15 protein-coding genes and 1 tRNA gene are annotated in these 17,395 nt (G+C 71.8%); 10 read left to right on the top strand and 6 right to left on the bottom strand.

The genetic code is table 11. From position 1 onward, the window contains the following. Nucleotides 1-67 precede the first annotated feature (67 nt). Both IPH07_19895 and IPH07_19890 read right to left on the bottom strand, forming a co-directional pair. The gene (locus IPH07_19895; GenBank protein MBK6919667.1) at nt 68-1,228 is read right to left on the bottom strand and encodes a class I SAM-dependent methyltransferase; all 1,161 of its coding nucleotides are present in this window, start codon (nt 1,226-1,228) and stop codon (nt 68-70) included. A gap of 12 nt (nt 1,229-1,240) precedes the next feature. Further along, nucleotides 1,241-2,539: a c-type cytochrome gene (locus tag IPH07_19890; GenBank protein MBK6919666.1), complete on the bottom strand. Its 1,299-nt coding sequence runs from the start codon at nt 2,537-2,539 to the stop codon at nt 1,241-1,243. Between the two features lie 55 nt (nt 2,540-2,594). Between IPH07_19890 and IPH07_19885 the strand changes: the two genes are divergently transcribed. The 5 genes from IPH07_19885 to IPH07_19865 all read left to right on the top strand — a co-directional run bounded on the left by IPH07_19885 (nt 2,595) and on the right by IPH07_19865 (nt 10,022). Beyond that, complete coding sequence (locus IPH07_19885; GenBank protein MBK6919665.1) at nt 2,595-3,137, top strand: hypothetical protein; 543 nt, start codon at nt 2,595-2,597, stop codon at nt 3,135-3,137. Nucleotides 3,138-3,144: 7 nt separating this feature from the next. Then, nucleotides 3,145-4,791 (top strand): ATP-binding protein, encoded by a 1,647-nt coding sequence (locus IPH07_19880; protein ID MBK6919664.1) that lies wholly within the window; start codon nt 3,145-3,147, stop codon nt 4,789-4,791. Further along, nucleotides 4,788-7,907 (top strand): hypothetical protein, encoded by a 3,120-nt coding sequence (locus IPH07_19875; protein ID MBK6919663.1) that lies wholly within the window; start codon nt 4,788-4,790, stop codon nt 7,905-7,907. The genes IPH07_19880 and IPH07_19875 overlap by 4 nt, the downstream gene beginning before the upstream one ends. 46 nt (nt 7,908-7,953) lie before the next feature. Next, a complete protein-coding gene (locus IPH07_19870) occupies nt 7,954-8,688 on the top strand; it encodes a patatin-like phospholipase family protein (protein ID MBK6919662.1) in 735 nt (244 codons plus the stop codon). Nucleotides 8,689-8,810: 122 nt separating this feature from the next. Next, nucleotides 8,811-10,022: a hypothetical protein gene (locus tag IPH07_19865; protein MBK6919661.1), complete on the top strand. Its 1,212-nt coding sequence runs from the start codon at nt 8,811-8,813 to the stop codon at nt 10,020-10,022. Nucleotides 10,023-10,046: 24 nt separating this feature from the next. Here the strand turns inward: IPH07_19865 and IPH07_19860 are convergent, their stop codons facing one another. Continuing rightward, nucleotides 10,047-11,159, bottom strand: a complete 1,113-nt coding sequence (locus IPH07_19860; protein MBK6919660.1) for a choice-of-anchor L domain-containing protein — start codon at nt 11,157-11,159, stop codon at nt 10,047-10,049. A 189-nt stretch (nt 11,160-11,348) separates the two neighbouring features. Here IPH07_19860 and IPH07_19855 point away from each other — a divergent pair, with 189 nt between their 5' ends. After that, nucleotides 11,349-12,260 carry a 3'-5' exonuclease gene (locus tag IPH07_19855; protein ID MBK6919659.1) on the top strand — a complete coding sequence of 304 codons (912 nt, stop codon included), beginning with the start codon at nt 11,349-11,351 and terminating at the stop codon, nt 12,258-12,260. A 39-nt stretch (nt 12,261-12,299) separates the two neighbouring features. Here IPH07_19855 and IPH07_19850 read toward each other — a convergent pair whose 3' ends face one another. Further along, nucleotides 12,300-13,199 (bottom strand): serine acetyltransferase, encoded by a 900-nt coding sequence (locus tag IPH07_19850; GenBank protein ID MBK6919658.1) that lies wholly within the window; start codon nt 13,197-13,199, stop codon nt 12,300-12,302. A gap of 149 nt (nt 13,200-13,348) precedes the next feature. On the opposite strand from IPH07_19850, the gene IPH07_19845 reads away from it, so the two are divergent. Beyond that, complete coding sequence (locus IPH07_19845) at nt 13,349-13,618, top strand: hypothetical protein (protein ID MBK6919657.1); 270 nt, start codon at nt 13,349-13,351, stop codon at nt 13,616-13,618. A 91-nt stretch (nt 13,619-13,709) separates the two neighbouring features. On the opposite strand, the gene IPH07_19840 is transcribed toward IPH07_19845, so the two are convergent. Then, the gene (locus IPH07_19840; protein ID MBK6919656.1) at nt 13,710-13,937 is read right to left on the bottom strand and encodes a hypothetical protein; all 228 of its coding nucleotides are present in this window, start codon (nt 13,935-13,937) and stop codon (nt 13,710-13,712) included. 418 nt (nt 13,938-14,355) lie between these two features. Between IPH07_19840 and IPH07_19835 the strand changes: the two genes are divergently transcribed. From IPH07_19835 to IPH07_19825, 3 genes are all read left to right on the top strand, one after another. Beyond that, entirely contained in the window at nt 14,356-15,888 is a 1,533-nt protein-coding gene (locus IPH07_19835) for a response regulator (protein MBK6919655.1), read from the top strand. Continuing rightward, nucleotides 15,885-16,595 carry a hypothetical protein gene (locus IPH07_19830; protein MBK6919654.1) on the top strand — a complete coding sequence of 237 codons (711 nt, stop codon included), beginning with the start codon at nt 15,885-15,887 and terminating at the stop codon, nt 16,593-16,595. The genes IPH07_19835 and IPH07_19830 overlap by 4 nt, the downstream gene beginning before the upstream one ends. Before the next feature lie 71 nt (nt 16,596-16,666). Beyond that, a tRNA-Phe gene (locus IPH07_19825) sits at nt 16,667-16,739 on the top strand. Between the two features lie 49 nt (nt 16,740-16,788). Here IPH07_19825 and IPH07_19820 read toward each other — a convergent pair. Further along, a complete protein-coding gene (locus IPH07_19820) occupies nt 16,789-17,373 on the bottom strand; it encodes a hypothetical protein (GenBank protein MBK6919653.1) in 585 nt (194 codons plus the stop codon). Nucleotides 17,374-17,395: the final 22 nt, after the last annotated feature.

Genomic DNA, 17,395 nt, shown 5'->3' with positions numbered 1-17,395 from the left:
CGCCGCGGCGCGCGGCCGCATCCGCGGCGCGTGGCGGCGAACGGCGCCACCGCGTCACGCACGTGCTTCAGTCCGCCGCGCTGGCCGGCGCCGCCGCGCTGGCCGACCGCGCCGCGTCGGCCGGCGCCGTCGCGCTGGCGGGCTTCGCCGCAGCGGTCGGCTTCATGAACTTCAGGGTCATGCGGTCGCTCTCGCCGATGGCCTCGTAGCGGGCTCGATCGACGTCACCGTCGGCGTAGGTCGGCGGCAGCGCCCACACACCCTTGGGGTGATCCTTGGTGTCCTTCGGGTTGGCGTTCAGCTCGGAGCGCGCGACCAGCTCGAAGCCGGCCGCAGTGACCTGCTCGACCAGCCACCCCTCGGGCAGGTAGCCCAGCTCCGGGTGCTGCGGGGTCGTCATGCTGGCGGGCGCACGGTGCTGCTCGATCGCCAGAATTCCGCCCGGCACCAGCGCGGCGTAGGCCTCGGCGAGGAACGGCTCGAGCCCGCCGCCCAGCATCATGTTTTGGGTCATGCGCATGACCATGATCGCATCGAGCGACGCGTCCGGGCCCATCTCGAACTTCAAGCCGACGTTGGGGATGCGTTCGATCTTGCCGTACAGCAGCGGCGCCGAGGCCAGCAACGCCGCCGAGGTGCGCGCCCGGTACTGCGCGCGTGCGCTGGGGTCGTCGCGCGCGTCCCAGGTGGCGATCGACAGCTTGCCCTGCGCGGCCAACAACGGCGCGAGCAACTCGGTCCACCAACCGCCGCCCGGCCCGACCTCGAACACACGCATCTTCGGCGTGATGCCGAAGAAGGCGAGGGTCTGCGCCGGGTGGCGCCACGGATCGCGCGAGGCGCTGTCGGGCTGGCGATGCGGGCTGCCGAGGATCGCCTTCATCGCCGCGCCGGTGCTGCGCCAGCGCGTGGCCATGAGCTTGCGTGCGTGCTGCTCGAGCGCGGGCGTCCAGCGCGTCGCGGCCTGTGCGGCCTTGGCCTCGATCTCGGCCGCGGCGGCGAGGATCCGTGCATCGTTGGCGGCGAGCTCGGCCGCTCGCGCGGACGCGGCGTCGGCCTCGACCGACGTGGCCGTCGGCGCCGTCGCTTCCGATCGAGCGGGCGCGGCGTCGGCGGGCTGCGCCGCGGTCGGTGGTTCGACGCGGCGCGCCGGGCTCGGGGTGCAGGCCACGAGCCAGACGGTGACGAGGACGAGGCTGCGAGGTGACGTCGAGCGGGCGTGGGGCACGGCGGCGCGAGCCTACCGCGACGGGTCGGCCTTGGGCGTGTCGGGGCCGCCAGGTGGCAGCTCGGGCGCGGCGATGTCGGCTGCCGGCAGCTCGCCGGTGAGCGAGCCGAGGAACGCCACGATCGCGCCGTTCTCGGCCGGCGTCAGCTGGCCGCGCGCGGCTTGGTGCTCGGCCATCTTGTCGACCATCGTCGAGAGCTCGGCGATCGATCCATCGTGCAGCCACGGCCCGGTCTGCGCGACGTTGCGCAGCAGCGGCACGCGGAACACGAACCGATCGATCGCGTTGCCGGTGATTGCACCGCGGCCCTCGTCGGTGAGGTCGGGCCACGGCTTGACGCTGCCCAGCTTCTGGAACTGCGCCCCACCAAGGCCGGGCCCGTTGTGGCACTGCGTGCAGCCGACATCGACGAACAGCTGCAGCCCCTCGAGCTCCTTCGGCTCGAGCGCCGCCAGGTCGCCCTTCAGGAACGCGTCGAACCGCGACGGCGTCATCAGCTTGCGCTCGAACGCACCGATGGCGCGCGTCATGTTGGCGTAGGTGATCGGATCGGCCTCGCCGGGGAACGCGGCCTCGAAGCGCTCGCGGTAGCCGGGGATCGACTTCAGCACCCGCACCACGCTGGCCTCGTCGGGCATCGCCATCTCGACCGGGTTGAGGATCGGCATGCCGGCTTGGGCCTCGACGTCGGCCGCGCGCCCGTCCCAGAACTGCGACAGCGCCAGCGCGGCGTTGTAGACGGTGGGCGAATTGCGGGCGCCGGTCTGGCCGTCGTGACCACCCGAGGTGCGCGCACGCTTGCCGTCGACCTCGCGCACGTCGATGCCGTAGCTCGCGAGCACGTGGCAGCTGTTGCACGAGAGGTCTTGGTTCTTCGACAGGCGTGTGTCGAAGTAGAGCGTGCGGCCGAGGTCGCGCTTGGCGTCGGTGATCGGGTTCGCGGGGTTGTCGACCTGCGCCGGCAGCGGCTGCAACAGCGCGCGCACGCGGTCGAGCACGGCCGCGGGCGAGGGGCCGGCGGCTGCGCTCGCGTCCGCGGCGTCGAAGCCAGAGGACTTGCCGCGGTGCAGGCGCTGCTTGTACGGCGGCAGCGGCTCCTTTTGATCGCAGGCCGCAGCGACGCCGGCGATGGCGACCACGAACGCGAGTGCGGTCGCCCGCGGTTGGGCGCTGCGGAGGCTGCCAGTCCGGGGATTCGTGCTCACGCTGCGGTGATTACCACCAAGGCCTGCGGCTGCAAATCGGGGGTGCGCGCGGAGCTTGCGGCCGCGCTCCCGCGGGGAACCGGGTGGGGGAGGCGCAGCGCGCATCGCCGCGCACCGTGGCTTGAACGGTGCCCCCGCGGCTGTCACGCTTGGAGCGTCCATGCCCCGCACCCGCGCATCGTTCACGGCACTCGTCCCCCTCGTGCTCGCCTGCGCCGCGTGCGGAGGGGGTGACACCGCCTCGCCGACCGAGCGCCTGTGGGTGTCGACGGTGCCGACCTCCGCGAAGCAGGAGATCAGCGCCTTCATCACCACGCGAACCCGCGACGACAAGTACATCGGCGCGTTCTTCCACGGCTCGGCGCTGCGCGGACGCCACGACGTGTTCTCGTGGGTGGCCGACGGGCGCGACGCCGCGAAGCTGACGTTCCTGCAGGACGGCAAGACCAGCCGCGTGCGCTTCGAGACCTGCAAGCCCTCGCGCGGCTTCGATCTATGCCTGATCGTCCACGGCGATCCCACCGGTGCCAAGCAGTACCAGTCGCGCAAGCGCTGGAACGTGCGACGGCCGGGCAAGCGCGCGCTGGCGGCGATGGACGTGCCGTCGACGATGGCCGAGCTCGCCGAGCACGACGACGCGCTCGCCGCCGACCTCGCGTCGGTGCTCGACGAGCGCGCGCTCGACCTGCCGGACCCGCAGTGATCCACCCGTGACGGTGACCGCCAGCTCGGTCGACGAGCTGCTCGCCCGTCTGGTCGCGCAGTTCGCCTCGCCGTACGACTTCCTGCGCGAGCTGGTCCAGAACGCGATGGATGCCGGCAGCGATCGCGTCGAGGTGGTCCTGCACGCCCACGCGCTGCCCGACGACGCGGTGGTGTTCGAGCTCGAGATCACCGATGCCGGCAGCGGCATGGACGAGGCCATCCTCGACGGCGAGCTCACTCGGCTGTTCGCGTCGGGCAAGCAGGGCGACCGCACGATGGCGGGCGGCTTCGGCGTCGGCTTCGTGAGTGTGTTCGCGTGGGAGCCCCACGCCGTGCTGCTGCAGACCGGTCGCGGCGGCGAGGCGTGGGAGCTGACGTTCGGCGCCGATCGGCGCTTCGAGAAGCATCGCCTCGACGAACCCGTGGAGGGCACCACCGTGCGGCTGTTCCGTCGCGGTCGCGCGGCCGAGCGCGACGGCATCGCCGAGGCCGTGCGCGACAGTCTGTGGCGATGGTGTCGCTTCTGTCCGGTGGAGCTGACCTTCGAGGACGTCGCCGCCGCACGCGGCCCGGAGCGCATCCACGACGTACCGCTGCCCAGCGACGAGGCGCTGGTCGCCACCCACGAGGTCGGCGACGCGAGCATCCGCGTCGCGTTCGCCGTGCCGCCCCACGTCACGCTGCTGCGGCACGGCCTGGTGCTTGCCGAAGGCGCGCCGGCCGATCTGCTGCCGCACGCGCGCGCGCACATCGAAGCCTCGTTCGATCACCTGCGAGTGTGGGCCGACTCGCCGGGCCTGCGCACCGACATCGGGCGCGATCACGTCGTCGACGACGTCGGGCGGCTGGCGGTCGAGCGGACGATCATCGCCAAGGTCCACGAGCTGCGCGGAGCTCTGGTCGAGCGCCTGGTCGCGCTGGCCGGCACCGCGGGGCCGTGGAGCGCACCGCTGCACCGCGAGTACGCCTATCTGCACGAGCACCTGCGATGCGAGCGCGACGCGATGGGCACGGCGCTCGATCGCCCTGCCGTGCTGCGGCGCGCGGGCGGGACCGCGACATCCTTCGGCGCGCTGGCGCGGGCAGCGAAGTTCGGCGTGGTCGGGTGGTGCGAGCCCGATGATGCGGTCGCGTTCGAGTCGGTCGCGCTGGCCGAGCCGTGCGGCGTGCCGGTGGTGTTCGCGACTGCGGCCGACGCCGATCCCGACCAAGGTTGGCTGACCGAGGCCCTGCAGGCAGTCGACCTCGAGCTGCGCCCGGTCGCCGCGGTGGTGCGACGGATCGCGCCGGTCGCCGGTGCGACCAGCTTCGTCGAGCTGCTCGCCGACGTGTTGCGCCGCTCGGGACACGCCCACGCGGTCGCGCTGGGTCGGTTCGGCGAGGTGCCCGACGCGCTGTGGTCGCTCGCGGTCGGCGACGACGTCGCCGTGGTCGCACCACGTCGCGTGCCCGACGATGACGCGCGACGACTGTGGCTCGACGAGCGCCACGTGCTGCTGCGCGCGGCGTTGGTGCACCTGCCGGTGCAACCGTTGGTCGCGCTGGCCGGGGTCGCGTTCGCGATCGCAGCGTCGTGGCCCGATACCGCTCGACTCGAGGCGGTGCGCGACGCGCTCGACGAGCTGCGTGCGTCGCAGGGGGGGCGCCCGTGAGCGACGACGCCGTCGACGGGGTGGTGGCATCGCGGCGCCGCAGCCACGGCCGCGGCGCCGCGCGATCGTTCACCGTCGCGCACGGCGAGGCGCTGCTGCGCCTGCGTGAGCGCCCCGACGCAGGCCCGTGGGACTGGACGTTGGTGCTGGTGCGCGCGCTGCTGGCCCTCACCGACGGCGTCGACGTCCGGGCGACCACGACCACCACCGACGCGGCGCACGTGCTCGCGATCGAGTGTGCGTTCGAGCCCGAGCTGCTCGATGGCCTCGAGCTGGGGTTGATCTACGACGCCGCGCTCGAGCCCGACCCCGGCGCCGGCGACGGCCGCCTGCGTCACCGGCAGCAGCGCTTCCGTCGGCTGCTCGCGCGCGCGTGCAACGAGGCCCTGGCGACGCGCCCACAGCGACTCGAGCTCGCGACCTCACTGGGCACGCGCAGCTTCGTGCGTCGCGAAGGCGCGGGTGACCCGTTCGTCGAGCGGCTCGGGGCCGAGCGCAGCCGTGCGGGGTTGTTGACGGTCCGCATCGAGCTCGAACGGACGGTGTCGCGGTGGTTCGACGGCCTGCGCTTCGGCGGTCGCGGACTTTTCGCGGCGGCACTCGAGCTGTGGCGCGCGCGGGTGCCCGGGCTCGTCGTCGATGGCGAGGTGATCCGCCTGCGCGTGCCGCCGGGCGAGGGCGCGTTGCTGCTCGGGACCCACGCACGCGTGCTGCTGGCGAGCGCCGAGCAGCGTCGTCGCTTGATCCGCGACGGCGTGGTCACGTGCTCGCTCGAGGCCCCGCTGCGCGAGGCCGGCCTGCCGCTCGAGGCGATCGACGGTGCCATCGAGTGCGCGGCCCTGCAGCTCACGGTCGACGAATCCGGCATCGTGCGCGACGACGCGTTCGCGCTGCTGGTCGCGTGGCTGCACGACGCGCTCGCCCACGCCGGCGAGCAGGGGCTGCGCAGCGCCAGCTGGGCGCAACAGCAGGACGCGATCGTCACGGCCGACGGTGCGGCGGTGTCGTCCGCGACGTTGCACGCCGAGCCCGGCGAGTCGCGCGAGCTCACCTACGTGTTCCGGCACGAGGCGCTGGCGCTGCCGCTGTCCGTGCGCGCACGCGTGCTCGCACTGTGGCCGAGCCAGCTCGAGCTGCTGGCCCGCGAGCAGCCGGGCCTGACGTTGGTGCCGGCACGGGCGGTGGTCCAGGGGCTCGAGGGCGATCGCCTCGACCTCACCGCGCTCGCCGAGGGCAGCCTGCCGCCGCTCACACTCCCGACCGCCACATGGCAGCGCGAGCGCGGCGAGAGCCTGGCGATCGTGGTCGAAGCCTACGTGCATCGCCATGCGGTCGCGTCGCAGTCGGACGCGCTGGTCGTCGTGCACGGGCGCGTGGTGCTGCGGGAGCGCGGCGAGGGCGACACGCCGCCGGGGGTCACGCTCACGATCCGACCGACGTTGTCCGCGGGGACCGCATCGCTGGCGAGCCAACCCGAGGCCATGCGCGCGTTGGTGCGGGCGGTGTGGCAGGACGTCGCGGGCCTGCACGATCGTCTGCTCGAGCACGTGCTCGGCTCCTCGCTCGATCCCACGCTGCGCGAGCGGGTGCCACTGCTGGCGCGCGCGGTCGAAGGCCTCGACGCGCGGGGCCTGGAGCTGCACTACGTCGCGACCGAAGGCCTCACGCGGCTGCAGTGGCGCGCGCATCCCTTGACCGCGCTGGTCGTCGCGCACGAGCGTGGGGGCCAGCCGCGCTCGCTCGGCGACGCGCTGCAGCGCGCCCGTGACGTCGGCGGCCTGGTGCTGGGCGAGCCCGCACGCCGCTGGTACGCGCTCGAGCAGGCCGACGGCCTCCACGACACCTGGATCGCCACACCGCTGGGCCAGACGCTGCTGCCGCGCGTGCTCGGTCGCGCCGCGCTGTGGCAGATGCCGTGTGTACCCGAGGGCTTCGCCCACGTCGCGCCGGCGATGCAGCAGCGCCGCACGCTGCTCGATCGCGACGAGGTCGCGCGCTTGCTCGGTCGCGGCGGTGCCGATGAGCACGCGCGCGCGAGCCTGCTCGCGCACCTGCTGGTTGCGACCATCACCGACGCCGACCCGATGGGTCTGGCGACAGTGCCGTTGCTGCCGGTGTTCGATCCCCGCGCGGTGGTGCCGGCGCGGCTGCTCTCGCTCGCGGCGGTGCGTGCCGATGGCCGTAGCTTCGCGATCGTGCCGCCGGGCACCGCGTCCCGCGACCTGGTCGGACCCGTGATCGAGCTGCCGCCAGGGCTCGCATCGCTGCTGCACGAGTGCCACCACTGGCCGCTGCAGCCACAGCCCGACGGGTCACGGGGCGACGCTGCGCCACCGCGCGAGGGTGCCCAGGGCGCCAGCGCCAACGCCCGCGCCGAGCCGGTGCTGCGGCATCCCATCGCCGACAAGCTCGCGGTCGGTGCGTTGGCGCTGATCGACGAAGGGCGCAGCGGCGTCGCGCTGTGGGCCCGCGGGCTGCACGTCGGCGATCTCGAGCTACCCGCACCGTTCGCGGCGCTGGGTGGACGGCTGTGGCTGAGCGACGCGGGGGTCCGCGCTGGTCGCCCGGCGATCGAGAAGCTCGTCACGGCGCAGGCGCGCGCGCTGTTCGTCGCGGCGCGTCGACAGGCCGGCCTCGCACCGCCGGGCAGCCCGCGACGACGGGCGCTCGAGCGCTTCATCGCCCACTGCGAGGCGGTGGCCGCCGCCGCCGATGGCGACGGCGTCGGCGCCCGACGGGCCGCGGCCCGCAGCCGCACGCGCGTGCTCTCGCCCGAGGCCGCGACCGCGGCTCGCCTGCCGCCGCTGCGTCGCCTGTGGTTGCCGGCGCTGGTGCGCCACGCGCTGGCGCGACCGGGTGGCTTCGAGCGCGCGTGGCTGTCGTGGAAGCTGGTCAAGGTCGCGCGACCCGACGCGGTCGCGTGGGATCTCGAGGTCGGTGGTCGTCACGCGTGGATCAAGCGCGCGGTCGACGACGACGCCGGCCCCGCCGACGTGCACCTCGCGGCGCTGGCCGTGGTCGCCGAGGCGTTGGCGCAGGGCCATGCCGAACCGCTGGCGGTGACCGCCGCGCTGCTGCGGATCCTCGCGACCGCCCATGTGAGCGCCCGCGTGTGAAACGACTTGCGGCCGCGCGCACGCATCGCGGATGCTCGCGGCCAGGTTGGGCACGCGACGCGAGTGGCTCGAGGCGCAGCCCTTCACGCTGGCGCTCTCGGCAGGGTTCTTTGGGTTCTTCTCGCACGCGGGCTTGCTCCACGCGCTCGAGGACGCTGGCTTGCGGCCGCGACGCATCGTCGGCGTCTCGGCGGGCGCGCTCGCGGGCGGGCTGTGGGCGGCCGGGTTGCCGGCGGCGTCGCTCATCCGCGAGCTGCTCGCGCTCGAGCGGCGGCAGTTCTGGGATCCCGGACTGCCGCTCGGTGGTCTGCTGCGCGGGCGCAAGTTCGCCGCCGAGCTGCGTCGCGTGCTGGCGCCGACCGGACGCCGCGACATCGAGCAGTGCGAGCGCCCCTTCGTCGCGATCGCGCACGACGTGCTCGCGCACCGTACCGTCGCGATCGAGCACGGTGATCTCGCCGACGCGATCCAGGCCTCGTGCACGGTGCCGCTGATGTTCCGGCCGATGCGCCTGCGCGGCCGCATCGTCGTGGATGGCGGGGTCTCCGATCGCATCGGCCGCGTCGCCCTCGCACCGGGCGAGCGCGTCTGCATGCACCTCATCCCCTCGCGCCGTCGCGTGACGCGATCGCGCGCGGCCGAGCGCATGCCCCCCGTGGATGCGCAGGTGATGATCACGCCCGGGGTGCCCGCGCTCGGTCCGTTCGCCTTGCAGCAGGCCGGCCGCGCGTACGAGATCACGCGCGAGCACGCGAGCGCGTGGCTCGCGGAGCCCTGCTAGCGCATCGCTCGCTGCAGGCGGCGTGAGGCCCGCGGCCGGGTTTGCAACGCGTGCACGGCGGGCCGCGAGGCGACGATCTTTTTTTCACCGCTTCGGGCGGCTCGGTGCATCGGGAAGGACGCATGCCCGCCACCCTGGCTCCGTCGCACGCCCGCTCCGCGTCCCTGCTCGCCCTCGCCGCGTTGCTCGCGGGCGGCTGCTTCGATCCGACTTCGAGCGCGGGCACCCTCGGCGCGAGCACGGGGGATGCGGCCAGCACCGGCGACGCCGCCAGCAGCGGATCGACCGGGGGCACCTCGGTGTCGACCACCGGCGCCGAGGGCAGCACCGGTGTCGACCCCAGCGACAGCAGCGGCTCGGGCAGCGACGACGGCGACACCACCGGGCCGGCGCCGGGTTGCTGCATGGCCGGCTGTGGCGGTGGCTGCGAGTCGCCACCCTGCGAGGAGACCGTGGTCGGTACGCCGCTGATGGGAGTCGAGGCGATCAGCGTGGCGCTGGTCGGCGACGCGGTGGCGTGGTCGTCCGGCGGCGGCAAGTCGATCTATCTCGCCGACCCGATCGCGGGCACCAGCGAGCCGCTCATCTACGTGCCCGAGAACACCTACGTCACCCAGATCGCCGCCGACGACACCCACGTGTACTTCCTCGATCACGACGGCCCCACGCTGCGACGTGTCGCGGCGCCCGGTGGCGTGCTCGATCTCGTCACGCAGGTGCCCGGTGGACTGGCCGGCTATGCGGGACTCGCGGTCGGCACCAACCACGTCTACTTCGCGATGGGCACCACCGGCGGCATCTATCGCGCGGCCAAGGACCTGACCGACGTGGCCCAGGCCGAGTTGGTCGCCAACGCCGCCTCGCCAGCGTCGCTCGCGATCGACGGCACCCACGTGTACTGGACCGAGTGGACGCAGGGCGACGAGAAGCTGGTGCGCCGCTTTCCGTTCGACTCGGTCGCCGTGACGACCGAGGGGACCACCGTCGCCAGCGGCAACTCCTACGTCAACGCGCTGGCCGTCGACGACGAGCGGGTCTACTTCAGCGACGGACCCAGCATCAAGAGCGCGCTCAAGCACGGCACCAATCAGGGTCTGCTGGTCGTCACCAACCTCCCGGAGAGCATCGCTGGGCTCGCGGTCGACGATTCGCACCTGTACTGGACGTTGGGTGACGGCAGCACGGGGGCGATCCAGCGCACGCCCAAGGCGGGCGGCGGCGCGGTCGAGACGTTGGCGTCGACCGACACGCCGTGGGGCCTCGCGCTGGGCTGCAACGCGGTCTACTGGACCAGCGGCGGCCGCAATCAGTCGCTCCGCACCGTGCCCAAATAGACCCGCGGCGGCGGGCCGTCGGCGTCAGCCCACCGGCGTCGTCATCGGGTGGTCGGTGCCCTCGCAGCCCCAGTGGAAGTTGTCGAGGAACACGTAGCTGTCGAGGATCGAGTCCGAGAGATCGAAGATCGCGAACACGACCGTGATCTGCTCGCCCGGGGTCACCGGCGCGGTGCTGTTGAGCCACTTGGTGCCCGCGTGCTGGCGCATGCAGGTGCCGGCGAACTCGGGACGATTGCCGCCGTCGTCGCGGAAGTCGAGGAAGCCGGCGTTGAGCGAGATGGGGTTGCCCATCTCGTCGAACGAGATGTTGCCGGTCCAGCTCTCCGACTCGAGCCAGCCGACGTACATGTCATTGAACTGGCTGCCGTAGTAGAACGGGTACTCGACCGAGAAGAACGCCAGGTCGTACGAGATCGAGTTGTTGGAGGGCGGCACCATGCCGACCACGCGCATCTCGGTGTAGTCGTTGGCCGCGACGCCCTGGCTGAACTGCGACTGGATCGTGTTCGAGCAGTCGCCGGTGCCGAGCAGTGCGTCGTTGGCGGTGCAGTCGCCACCGACGTCGTTGGTGCGCACGGGCATCGGCAGCGAGCCGCCGGGATCGAACGCGCCGAGGTCGTCGTTGCAGTGCGTCGGGCTGACGTCGAGGTCGCCGCCCGGGGTCTCGCTGTCGAGGTCGGAGACGAAGCCCGAGCCGAGCACGACGAACTTCGAGCCCTCGCGCGGTGCCCACTGCATGGTGCCGCCGAAGCCGGTGCGCAGGCCGATCGCCAGCGGGTTGCCGTCGAGCGTGCCTTGGATCTGCGACTCACCATCGCAGTTGAGGCCGAGGGCACGGAACGGGTCGGTCGAGTCGCCGTCGCACGGCGTGTGCTCGACCTCGACGCAGTCGTCGCAGACCTGACCCTCGGGACAGTCGACCGCGCCTCCGGTGGCGCCGACGTCGAGCTTCTCGACGCCGTCGTCGTCGGCCGCCGAGTCGCCCGCGCCCGTGAGGCTGCCACCCGAACCACCGCCGGTGAGGCTCAGCTGCGCCATCGTGTCGGCATCCGCAGTATCACCCTCGCGCTCGTCGGCGCAGGCGCTGACGACGACACAACACACCCACGACGCGAAGAAGCGGCCGACTCTCATGGCAGCACAACCTATCAGGGGCCCGCGCGACATCCAAGCAGGGGTTGCCGCAGGCGGGGGCGGGTTCCTCCGCCGACGTCCGTTTGCGTCCGTTTGCGTCCGCTTGCGCGTCACCGACGTCCGCTTGCGCGTTGGAGGCGGCGCCGTGGTACACCGCGGTCTCGCGCATGCGTTTGCGCGCATCCGACGATGGACGATTCCAAGCAGAATTCCCCGGTCAGCGGCCAACGTGCGGGCGTGCAAGCCGTGCGTGCGCCGACGCTCGACGAACTCGGTCCGCGCTTCGCCGCGTTCGTGGCGGGCCTGCGTCGGCCCGTGGTGTTCTTCGACATCGAGGCCACCGGTGCCGATCCGATCGCCGACCGCATCGTCGAGATCTCGGTGCTGCGTGTCAGCCCGCTGCCGGTCGGCATCGAGCCCGCCCGCACCTGGCGCATCGATCCCGGCGTTCGCATCCCCAGTGAGGCGAGTGACATCCACGGCATCCACAACGCCGACCTGGTGGGCGCGCCCCGCTTCGCCGACGTCGCCGCCGAGCTCGCCGCCGTGTTCGCGGACGCCGACCTCGCGGGTTTCTCGATCACCCGCTTCGACCTGCGCATTCTCCAGGCCGAGTTCGTGCGGGCCGGTCGCATGGTCGAGTTCTCGCGCGCACGGCTGGTCGACGCGCAGGTCATCTATCACCAGCGAGAGCCGCGCAACCTGGCGGCGGCGCTGCGGTTCTATCGCGGGCGCGAGCTGTTCGATGCCCACGGCGCCGAGGCCGACACGGTCGCTTCGCTCGAGGTGTTCGCGGGCCAGCTCGAGCGCTACGACGATCTCGGCGTCGACCTCGAGTCGCTGCACGGGCTGTCGGTGCAGCACAACGACGCCTACTGCGACACTGGTCGCCGCTTCGCATGGCGGGACAACGAGCCGGTGTTCAACTTCGGACGCCTGCGGGGCAAGAGCCTGCGCTGGGTGGCGTCCGATCCGACCGAGCGGGCGTACCTTCGGTGGATGGTCGAGGGCAACTTCGACGAGGACGCCAAGGACATCGTGCGCGATGCCCTGCGAGGTCGCATCCGGGCGACCGCCCGCGCGACTGCCCGCAGCGCCTGAGCACCGCCCGCTGCGTGGGCGTCGTGCGCGTGCGCGCGCTCAGCCGTCCTGTGCGACGAAGCGCAGCGAAGGCTTGTCGAGCATGACCGTGGTGCCCGGCGGGATGCTGTGGGTCAGCCACACGTTGCCGCCGACGGTCGAGCCGGCACCGATCACCGTGTCGCCGCCGAGGATCGTCGCGCCGGCGTAGATCGTCACGTCGTGCTCGATGGTCGGGTGTCGCTTGCGTCGCGCGTGGGCCTCGCGGCCGCTGACCGACAACGCGCCGAGCGTCACGCCCTGGTAGATCTTCACGCGATCGCCCAGCTGCGAGGTCTCGCCGATGACCACGCCGGTGCCGTGGTCGATGAAGAAGCTGTGGCCGATGGTGGCGCCGGGATGGATGTCGATGCCGGTCTGCCGATGCACGAGCTCGGACATCATGCGGGGGATGAGCGGCACGCCGCGCACGTGGAGGCAGTGCGCGATGCGATGCACCGCGATTGCCTCGATGCCCGGGTAGCTCATGATGATCTCCGAGGCGCTCCCGGCCGCTGGGTCACCCGCGAGCGCGGCCTGGACGTCGGTGTCGAGCAGCTCCCGCAGGGTGGGGATCTCTTGGATGACGCCGATCGCGATCGGCTGGGCGCGGACCAGGCTGGCGTTGGGCGTCTCGGCGCCGTCGGCCGCGAACGCCCGCGCGATCACGCGCTCGAGGCCGCGGAGCACCCTCGCGCAGCGCTCCCCCACGAAGTACCGGGACGTCAGCGCGTCGACCTGTTCCTCGACGAAGTAGCCCGGGAAGACGATGGTCAGCAGATCGGCCAGCAGCGCCGAGACCAGCGCCCGCGACGGTAGGTTGGCGCCGTCGAGGTGGTTGATGTTGCCGTGCAGGGCGTACGAGGCGACCACGTCATCGATCGCCTTCGCGAGCACCCGCGGGTCTGGCCCTGAGTTCATGGCTGCGGACGATAGCACCGGCACGCGCACCCGCTTGGGGAGCACCCCAGCTCGTCCGCGATCTTGGTTGGCGGAATTGCTCCGCGGTACACTGCGCGGCCGCTCGTCCTGGTCGCCGAACCCGGCGCCTCGTCCGGCCCTCGGAACGAATGACTGCCCACGCGCCGCGCTCGCTCGACCCGCTCGCACTGCTCGTCCGTGAGCTGCTGCTCTCCCGCAGCGAAGGGCTGGCGCCGGCGCAGCTCGCCGCGTTCATCCAAGGTTGGACCAGCGCGCTGGAGCTGCTGGCTCGCACCGACCTGACGGTGCCGGAGGTCGAACCCGTCGTGCACGCGGCGGTCGCGACCCTGGTCGGGCGAGTCGAGGCGGCCTCGCGGGAGGTCCTGTCGGAGGACGAAGACGACGCCGCCCCCGAGTAGGGCATGGGGACGGCGGCGTCTTTGGTGTGGCGACCGGGGGGGTCTTGCTCGGAGGCTCCGGCGATCGAAGCGGACCCTCGACCTGGCGCCGCTAGGCGCCTTCGAGTGCGCTCAGCTGCGTGACCTCCGCCGGGCGAGCCTCGCGCTGCTGCGCGGATGGCCAGTCGATGCGGTGCTTGATCATGCGGCGCTTGAGCGCGTGGCGGGTGATGCCCAGCAGGAGCGCGGCCTCGACGATGCTGCCGCCCTTCTCGAGGGCTTGCAGACACATCATCTTCTCGGCTTTGCGGAGGTTGAGGTCTTCCAGGAGAATCGCCATGTCCGCACTGTACGTGAAATCGAGCTGGTGGAAAAGCCTTTTCTTGTAAGAACAAATACCCGACGTGCTTTCGCAGAATGGGCGAAAAAGCCCACATTGGCCGAAAGGCCGCGCGCGGAGTCATGCGGGTGTTGTCACGCGCCGTGCATTCCCGCGCCGATCCACCATGGGACCGTGGCACATCGGCCCGGAACTGCGATCGCGGACGCGATGCGGACTACCCGATCAACTCGTGCCTTTGATGGATTGCGCGATCACGCGCTAATGGTGGATCGACCATATGCAACCGCGGCGAAACCGGGTTCCGATCTCGGCCAGGCGCGCGGAGACGACACAGGATTTCGGCCATCGATCGCCCTGCGCGCAGGCGCTCGAGCCCCCGCCCGAGGGCGAGTGGACCGCTGCGCGGCGGCCTGGGATGGGTACCGCGGGGCCGCGACCGGGATCTCCTGCGCTCGCGGCGAGCTGCGAACTCCCTGGTTTTCTTCGGTCGCGGCGGGTTCGCCCGATACCATCCTCCCCCGTGTCCGATCCGGCCCGAGCCGCGGCGAAGGTGCCGATGCGAGTTCTCGTCGTCGACGACGACGTGAACGTTCGCTTCCCGCTGGAACGGGCGCTGCGCAAGGCCGGCATGGAGACCGGCTCGGCGACGAGCGTTCGTCATGCGATCGATCGTCTACGCAGCGAGCCGTTCGACGCGGTGATCACCGACGTGCGCATCGCGGGCGCCGACGGCACTCAGATCCTGCAGTGGATCGGAAGCTACACGCCGTCGACCAAGGCGTTCATCGCATCGTCGGTGCTGACGCCGGAGATGCGCGAGCTCTACGGCGCCTCCGGCGACATCCGCATCTTCGACAAGCCCATCGACACCGAGGCGGTGATTGCTGCGCTCGAGGAGAGCGGGCCACGTCGCGGCTTCTACGGCAACGCGGTCGAGCTGGAGTTCTTCGACTACGTGCAGATGATCGCGCTGTCGGGTCGCGACAAGCTGGTCGAGGTCCACACCCCCAAGGGCCGCGGGCTCATCTGGTTCGAGCACGGCGACATCGTGCACTGCGAGTACGACCAATATCGCGGTGAGACCGCCTTCTACATGCTGCTCGCCGTCAACCGCGGCACCTTCCGCGAGCTGTTCAACCGTCGCGCGCCGCTGCACACGGTGACGCGCTCGAGCACGCACTTGCTCATGGAAGCCGCGCGACAGGCCGACGAGGGCACGCTCGGGATGATCGGCGCGGGCAAGGGCGAGGGCACCGCCGTGCCGCACGAGCTGGCACCCGAGCCGACGCCGCAGCCGGCCGCGGTGATCGAGGAGGTCGTGCCCGCCGACGAGGTCTCGTTCGAGGATCTGAACGACCTGAGCGACCTGGGCGACGTCATCGACCTCGAAGATCCGTTCGCCAATGACCCTGGGCCTCCCGTCGTGCCGTCGGTGCCCGCCGAGGAGCCCGCGGTGCCGCAGGTGGTCGGGCGCGTCGGACTCGACGAGTCCACCCACCCCATCGCCAAGCTGCGTTCGGCGACGAGCAAGCCCGAGCCGGTGCCGTTCGGCGAGTCGTCGATGGTCGGCTCCGACGACTCGGCGGCGCTCAGCACCGCGGCCGGTCACGCGATCTTCGACGATCCCGACACGCGCAGCGGGATGCTCGACCAATTCTGGCAGTTCGAAGGCATCAACGGCGTGGCGATCATCTCGAGCACGGGCAAGGTGCTCGCCGAGGACATGCGCACCAACAGCTCGCTGGTCACGCTCGCAGGCTTCTACATGCGCGGCGCAGCACGCATCGCGCGAACCCTCGGCTTCAACGTGTTCGACGGCGTCGTCGCGCGCTCGGTCAACGGGCAGCAGATGGTGATGGTCAGCATGGGCGCGGCCTCGGCCGTGCTGTCGGTGGCGCCGGGGGCCGATCCCGAGGCGGTGCGTGACGCCGTGATGGGGGTCGAATGAGCGGAGGCGGTACCCGCGAGCAGTTGCTCGATCTGCTCGAAGAGCTGGGCGCGATCCAAGGCGTGCGCGGGGCCCTCATCGCGACCTCGGACGGCGCGATGGCGGCGGGGGCACGCAGCGGTCTGCCGGCCGCCATCGCCAACGACGTCGCCAAGACCGTGCGACGCATGACCGTGGCGTCCGAGACGGTCGGCGTGCCGCTGCGCGAGCTCCTGATCAACTTCGGCCCCGCGCGCATGATGGTCATCCCGCTGACCGAGGACGCGACGGTGGTCGCGCTGCTCGAGCGCGACACCGCGGTCGCGCCGGTGCGTGCGCTGGTCGGCGTGCAGACGGACGCACTGCGCGAGCTGCTCTCGGCCCACACCAGCGGCGCCTTCGACTCGCCGATGTCGCAGGAGACCGAGGACGAGATCTCGCGCATCATGTCCGGTGATCTCGCGCCCGTGCTCGCCCGCATCCGCGATCAGTTCGCCGAGCAGTACGTGCGCACCGGCCACGACGCCGTGCGGGCCGAGAGCGTGGTGCGCGAACAGCTGCGCGAGTGGCTGCTGTGCTGCAACCCGTCGGCCTACACGCTGCCGCTGCTGGCCGACGGCCTCGGCCAGCTGCTCGACGAACATCCCCTCGCCCGCGGCGCCTTCATGGAAGCGGTGCAGAACACAATCCGCGTCGCCCAGGGCGACAGCGGTGCGGCCATCGGTTGAGGCTTGACGGCCGCCGGGGAGATCGCGTACCTACGTGACCCCCGGGTGCCGTAGGTGCCCGAGAGCGACCCGCCCAGGTAGCTCAGTTGGTAGAGCAACGGACTGAAAATCCGTGTGTCGCTGGTTCGATTCCGGCCCTGGGCACCGAAGCACGGTCGCGGACGAGGTCCCACGACGCGCCGTGCCGCTCGCGTCAGTTGCAGCGACTCGCGACCGCGCCGAACGTCGTCGGTGGGCTGGGCTCGTTGACGTGGCCCAACACGTTGGTGTCGACGAAGCGCAGCTGCATGCACGCGTCGTCCTGGGCGACGATCTCGACCGTTCCGGTCCAGCCGCTGTCGTGGTCCAGGGGCTCGGGGCATTCGCACGGCTCCGCCTCCCCGGGGCCTTGGCAGTCCGAGGACTGCACGGTCGAGCGTGCCCAGACGATCGTCCCCAACGCCTGCGGGCCACTCGCGGCCGGGTCGACGCGGACGCGCACTTGCCAGCCATCGTCGCAGGCGAGTCCGCCGCACTCGTGCGATGGACTGTTCGCGAGCACGACCTCGAGTGCGCCCGCGACCTCCGACATGCCCGCGGTCCGCACGAGGTCCAGGTCGTCGAGTGCCTCCGACGTGCACGGCACCGGCGCTGCGGTGGTGCTGTCCCCCTCGTCGGTCGAGGTGTCCGACCGCTCCGTCGTCGTGCTCGATGCACCGCCGTCGCCCGAGCCATCGCCCGCTGTGCTCGCTGCCGTCGGACCACACGCCACGACCGGACCCAGGATCCACCACCACATCCACCGAACCATACTGCCAGTG

It is taken from the genome of Deltaproteobacteria bacterium (assembly GCA_016709225.1).
Taxonomy (GTDB): Bacteria; Myxococcota_A; Polyangia; order Nannocystales; family Nannocystaceae; genus Xiheibacterium; species Xiheibacterium phototrophicum.
This window is presented reverse-complemented; position numbering and strand designations above follow the sequence as displayed.

What these genes read in the sequence shown, in the direction of transcription:
- IPH07_19865 (MBK6919661.1), top strand. Translation starts at nt 8,811, where the DNA reads ATGCCCGCCACCCTGGCTCCGTCGCACGCCCGCTCCGCGTCCCTGCTC.
- IPH07_19850 (MBK6919658.1), bottom strand. Translation starts at nt 13,199, where the DNA reads ATGAACTCAGGGCCAGACCCGCGGGTGCTCGCGAAGGCGATCGATGAC.
- IPH07_19855 (MBK6919659.1), top strand. Translation starts at nt 11,349, where the DNA reads ATGGACGATTCCAAGCAGAATTCCCCGGTCAGCGGCCAACGTGCGGGC.
- IPH07_19845 (MBK6919657.1), top strand. Translation starts at nt 13,349, where the DNA reads ATGACTGCCCACGCGCCGCGCTCGCTCGACCCGCTCGCACTGCTCGTC.
- IPH07_19860 (MBK6919660.1), bottom strand. Translation starts at nt 11,159, where the DNA reads ATGAGAGTCGGCCGCTTCTTCGCGTCGTGGGTGTGTTGTGTCGTCGTC.
- IPH07_19885 (MBK6919665.1), top strand. Translation starts at nt 2,595, where the DNA reads ATGCCCCGCACCCGCGCATCGTTCACGGCACTCGTCCCCCTCGTGCTC.
- IPH07_19835 (MBK6919655.1), top strand. Translation starts at nt 14,356, where the DNA reads ATGGGTACCGCGGGGCCGCGACCGGGATCTCCTGCGCTCGCGGCGAGC.
- IPH07_19820 (MBK6919653.1), bottom strand. Translation starts at nt 17,373, where the DNA reads ATGTGGTGGTGGATCCTGGGTCCGGTCGTGGCGTGTGGTCCGACGGCA.
- IPH07_19830 (MBK6919654.1), top strand. Translation starts at nt 15,885, where the DNA reads ATGAGCGGAGGCGGTACCCGCGAGCAGTTGCTCGATCTGCTCGAAGAG.
- IPH07_19840 (MBK6919656.1), bottom strand. Translation starts at nt 13,937, where the DNA reads ATGGCGATTCTCCTGGAAGACCTCAACCTCCGCAAAGCCGAGAAGATG.
- IPH07_19890 (MBK6919666.1), bottom strand. Translation starts at nt 2,539, where the DNA reads ATGCGCGCTGCGCCTCCCCCACCCGGTTCCCCGCGGGAGCGCGGCCGC.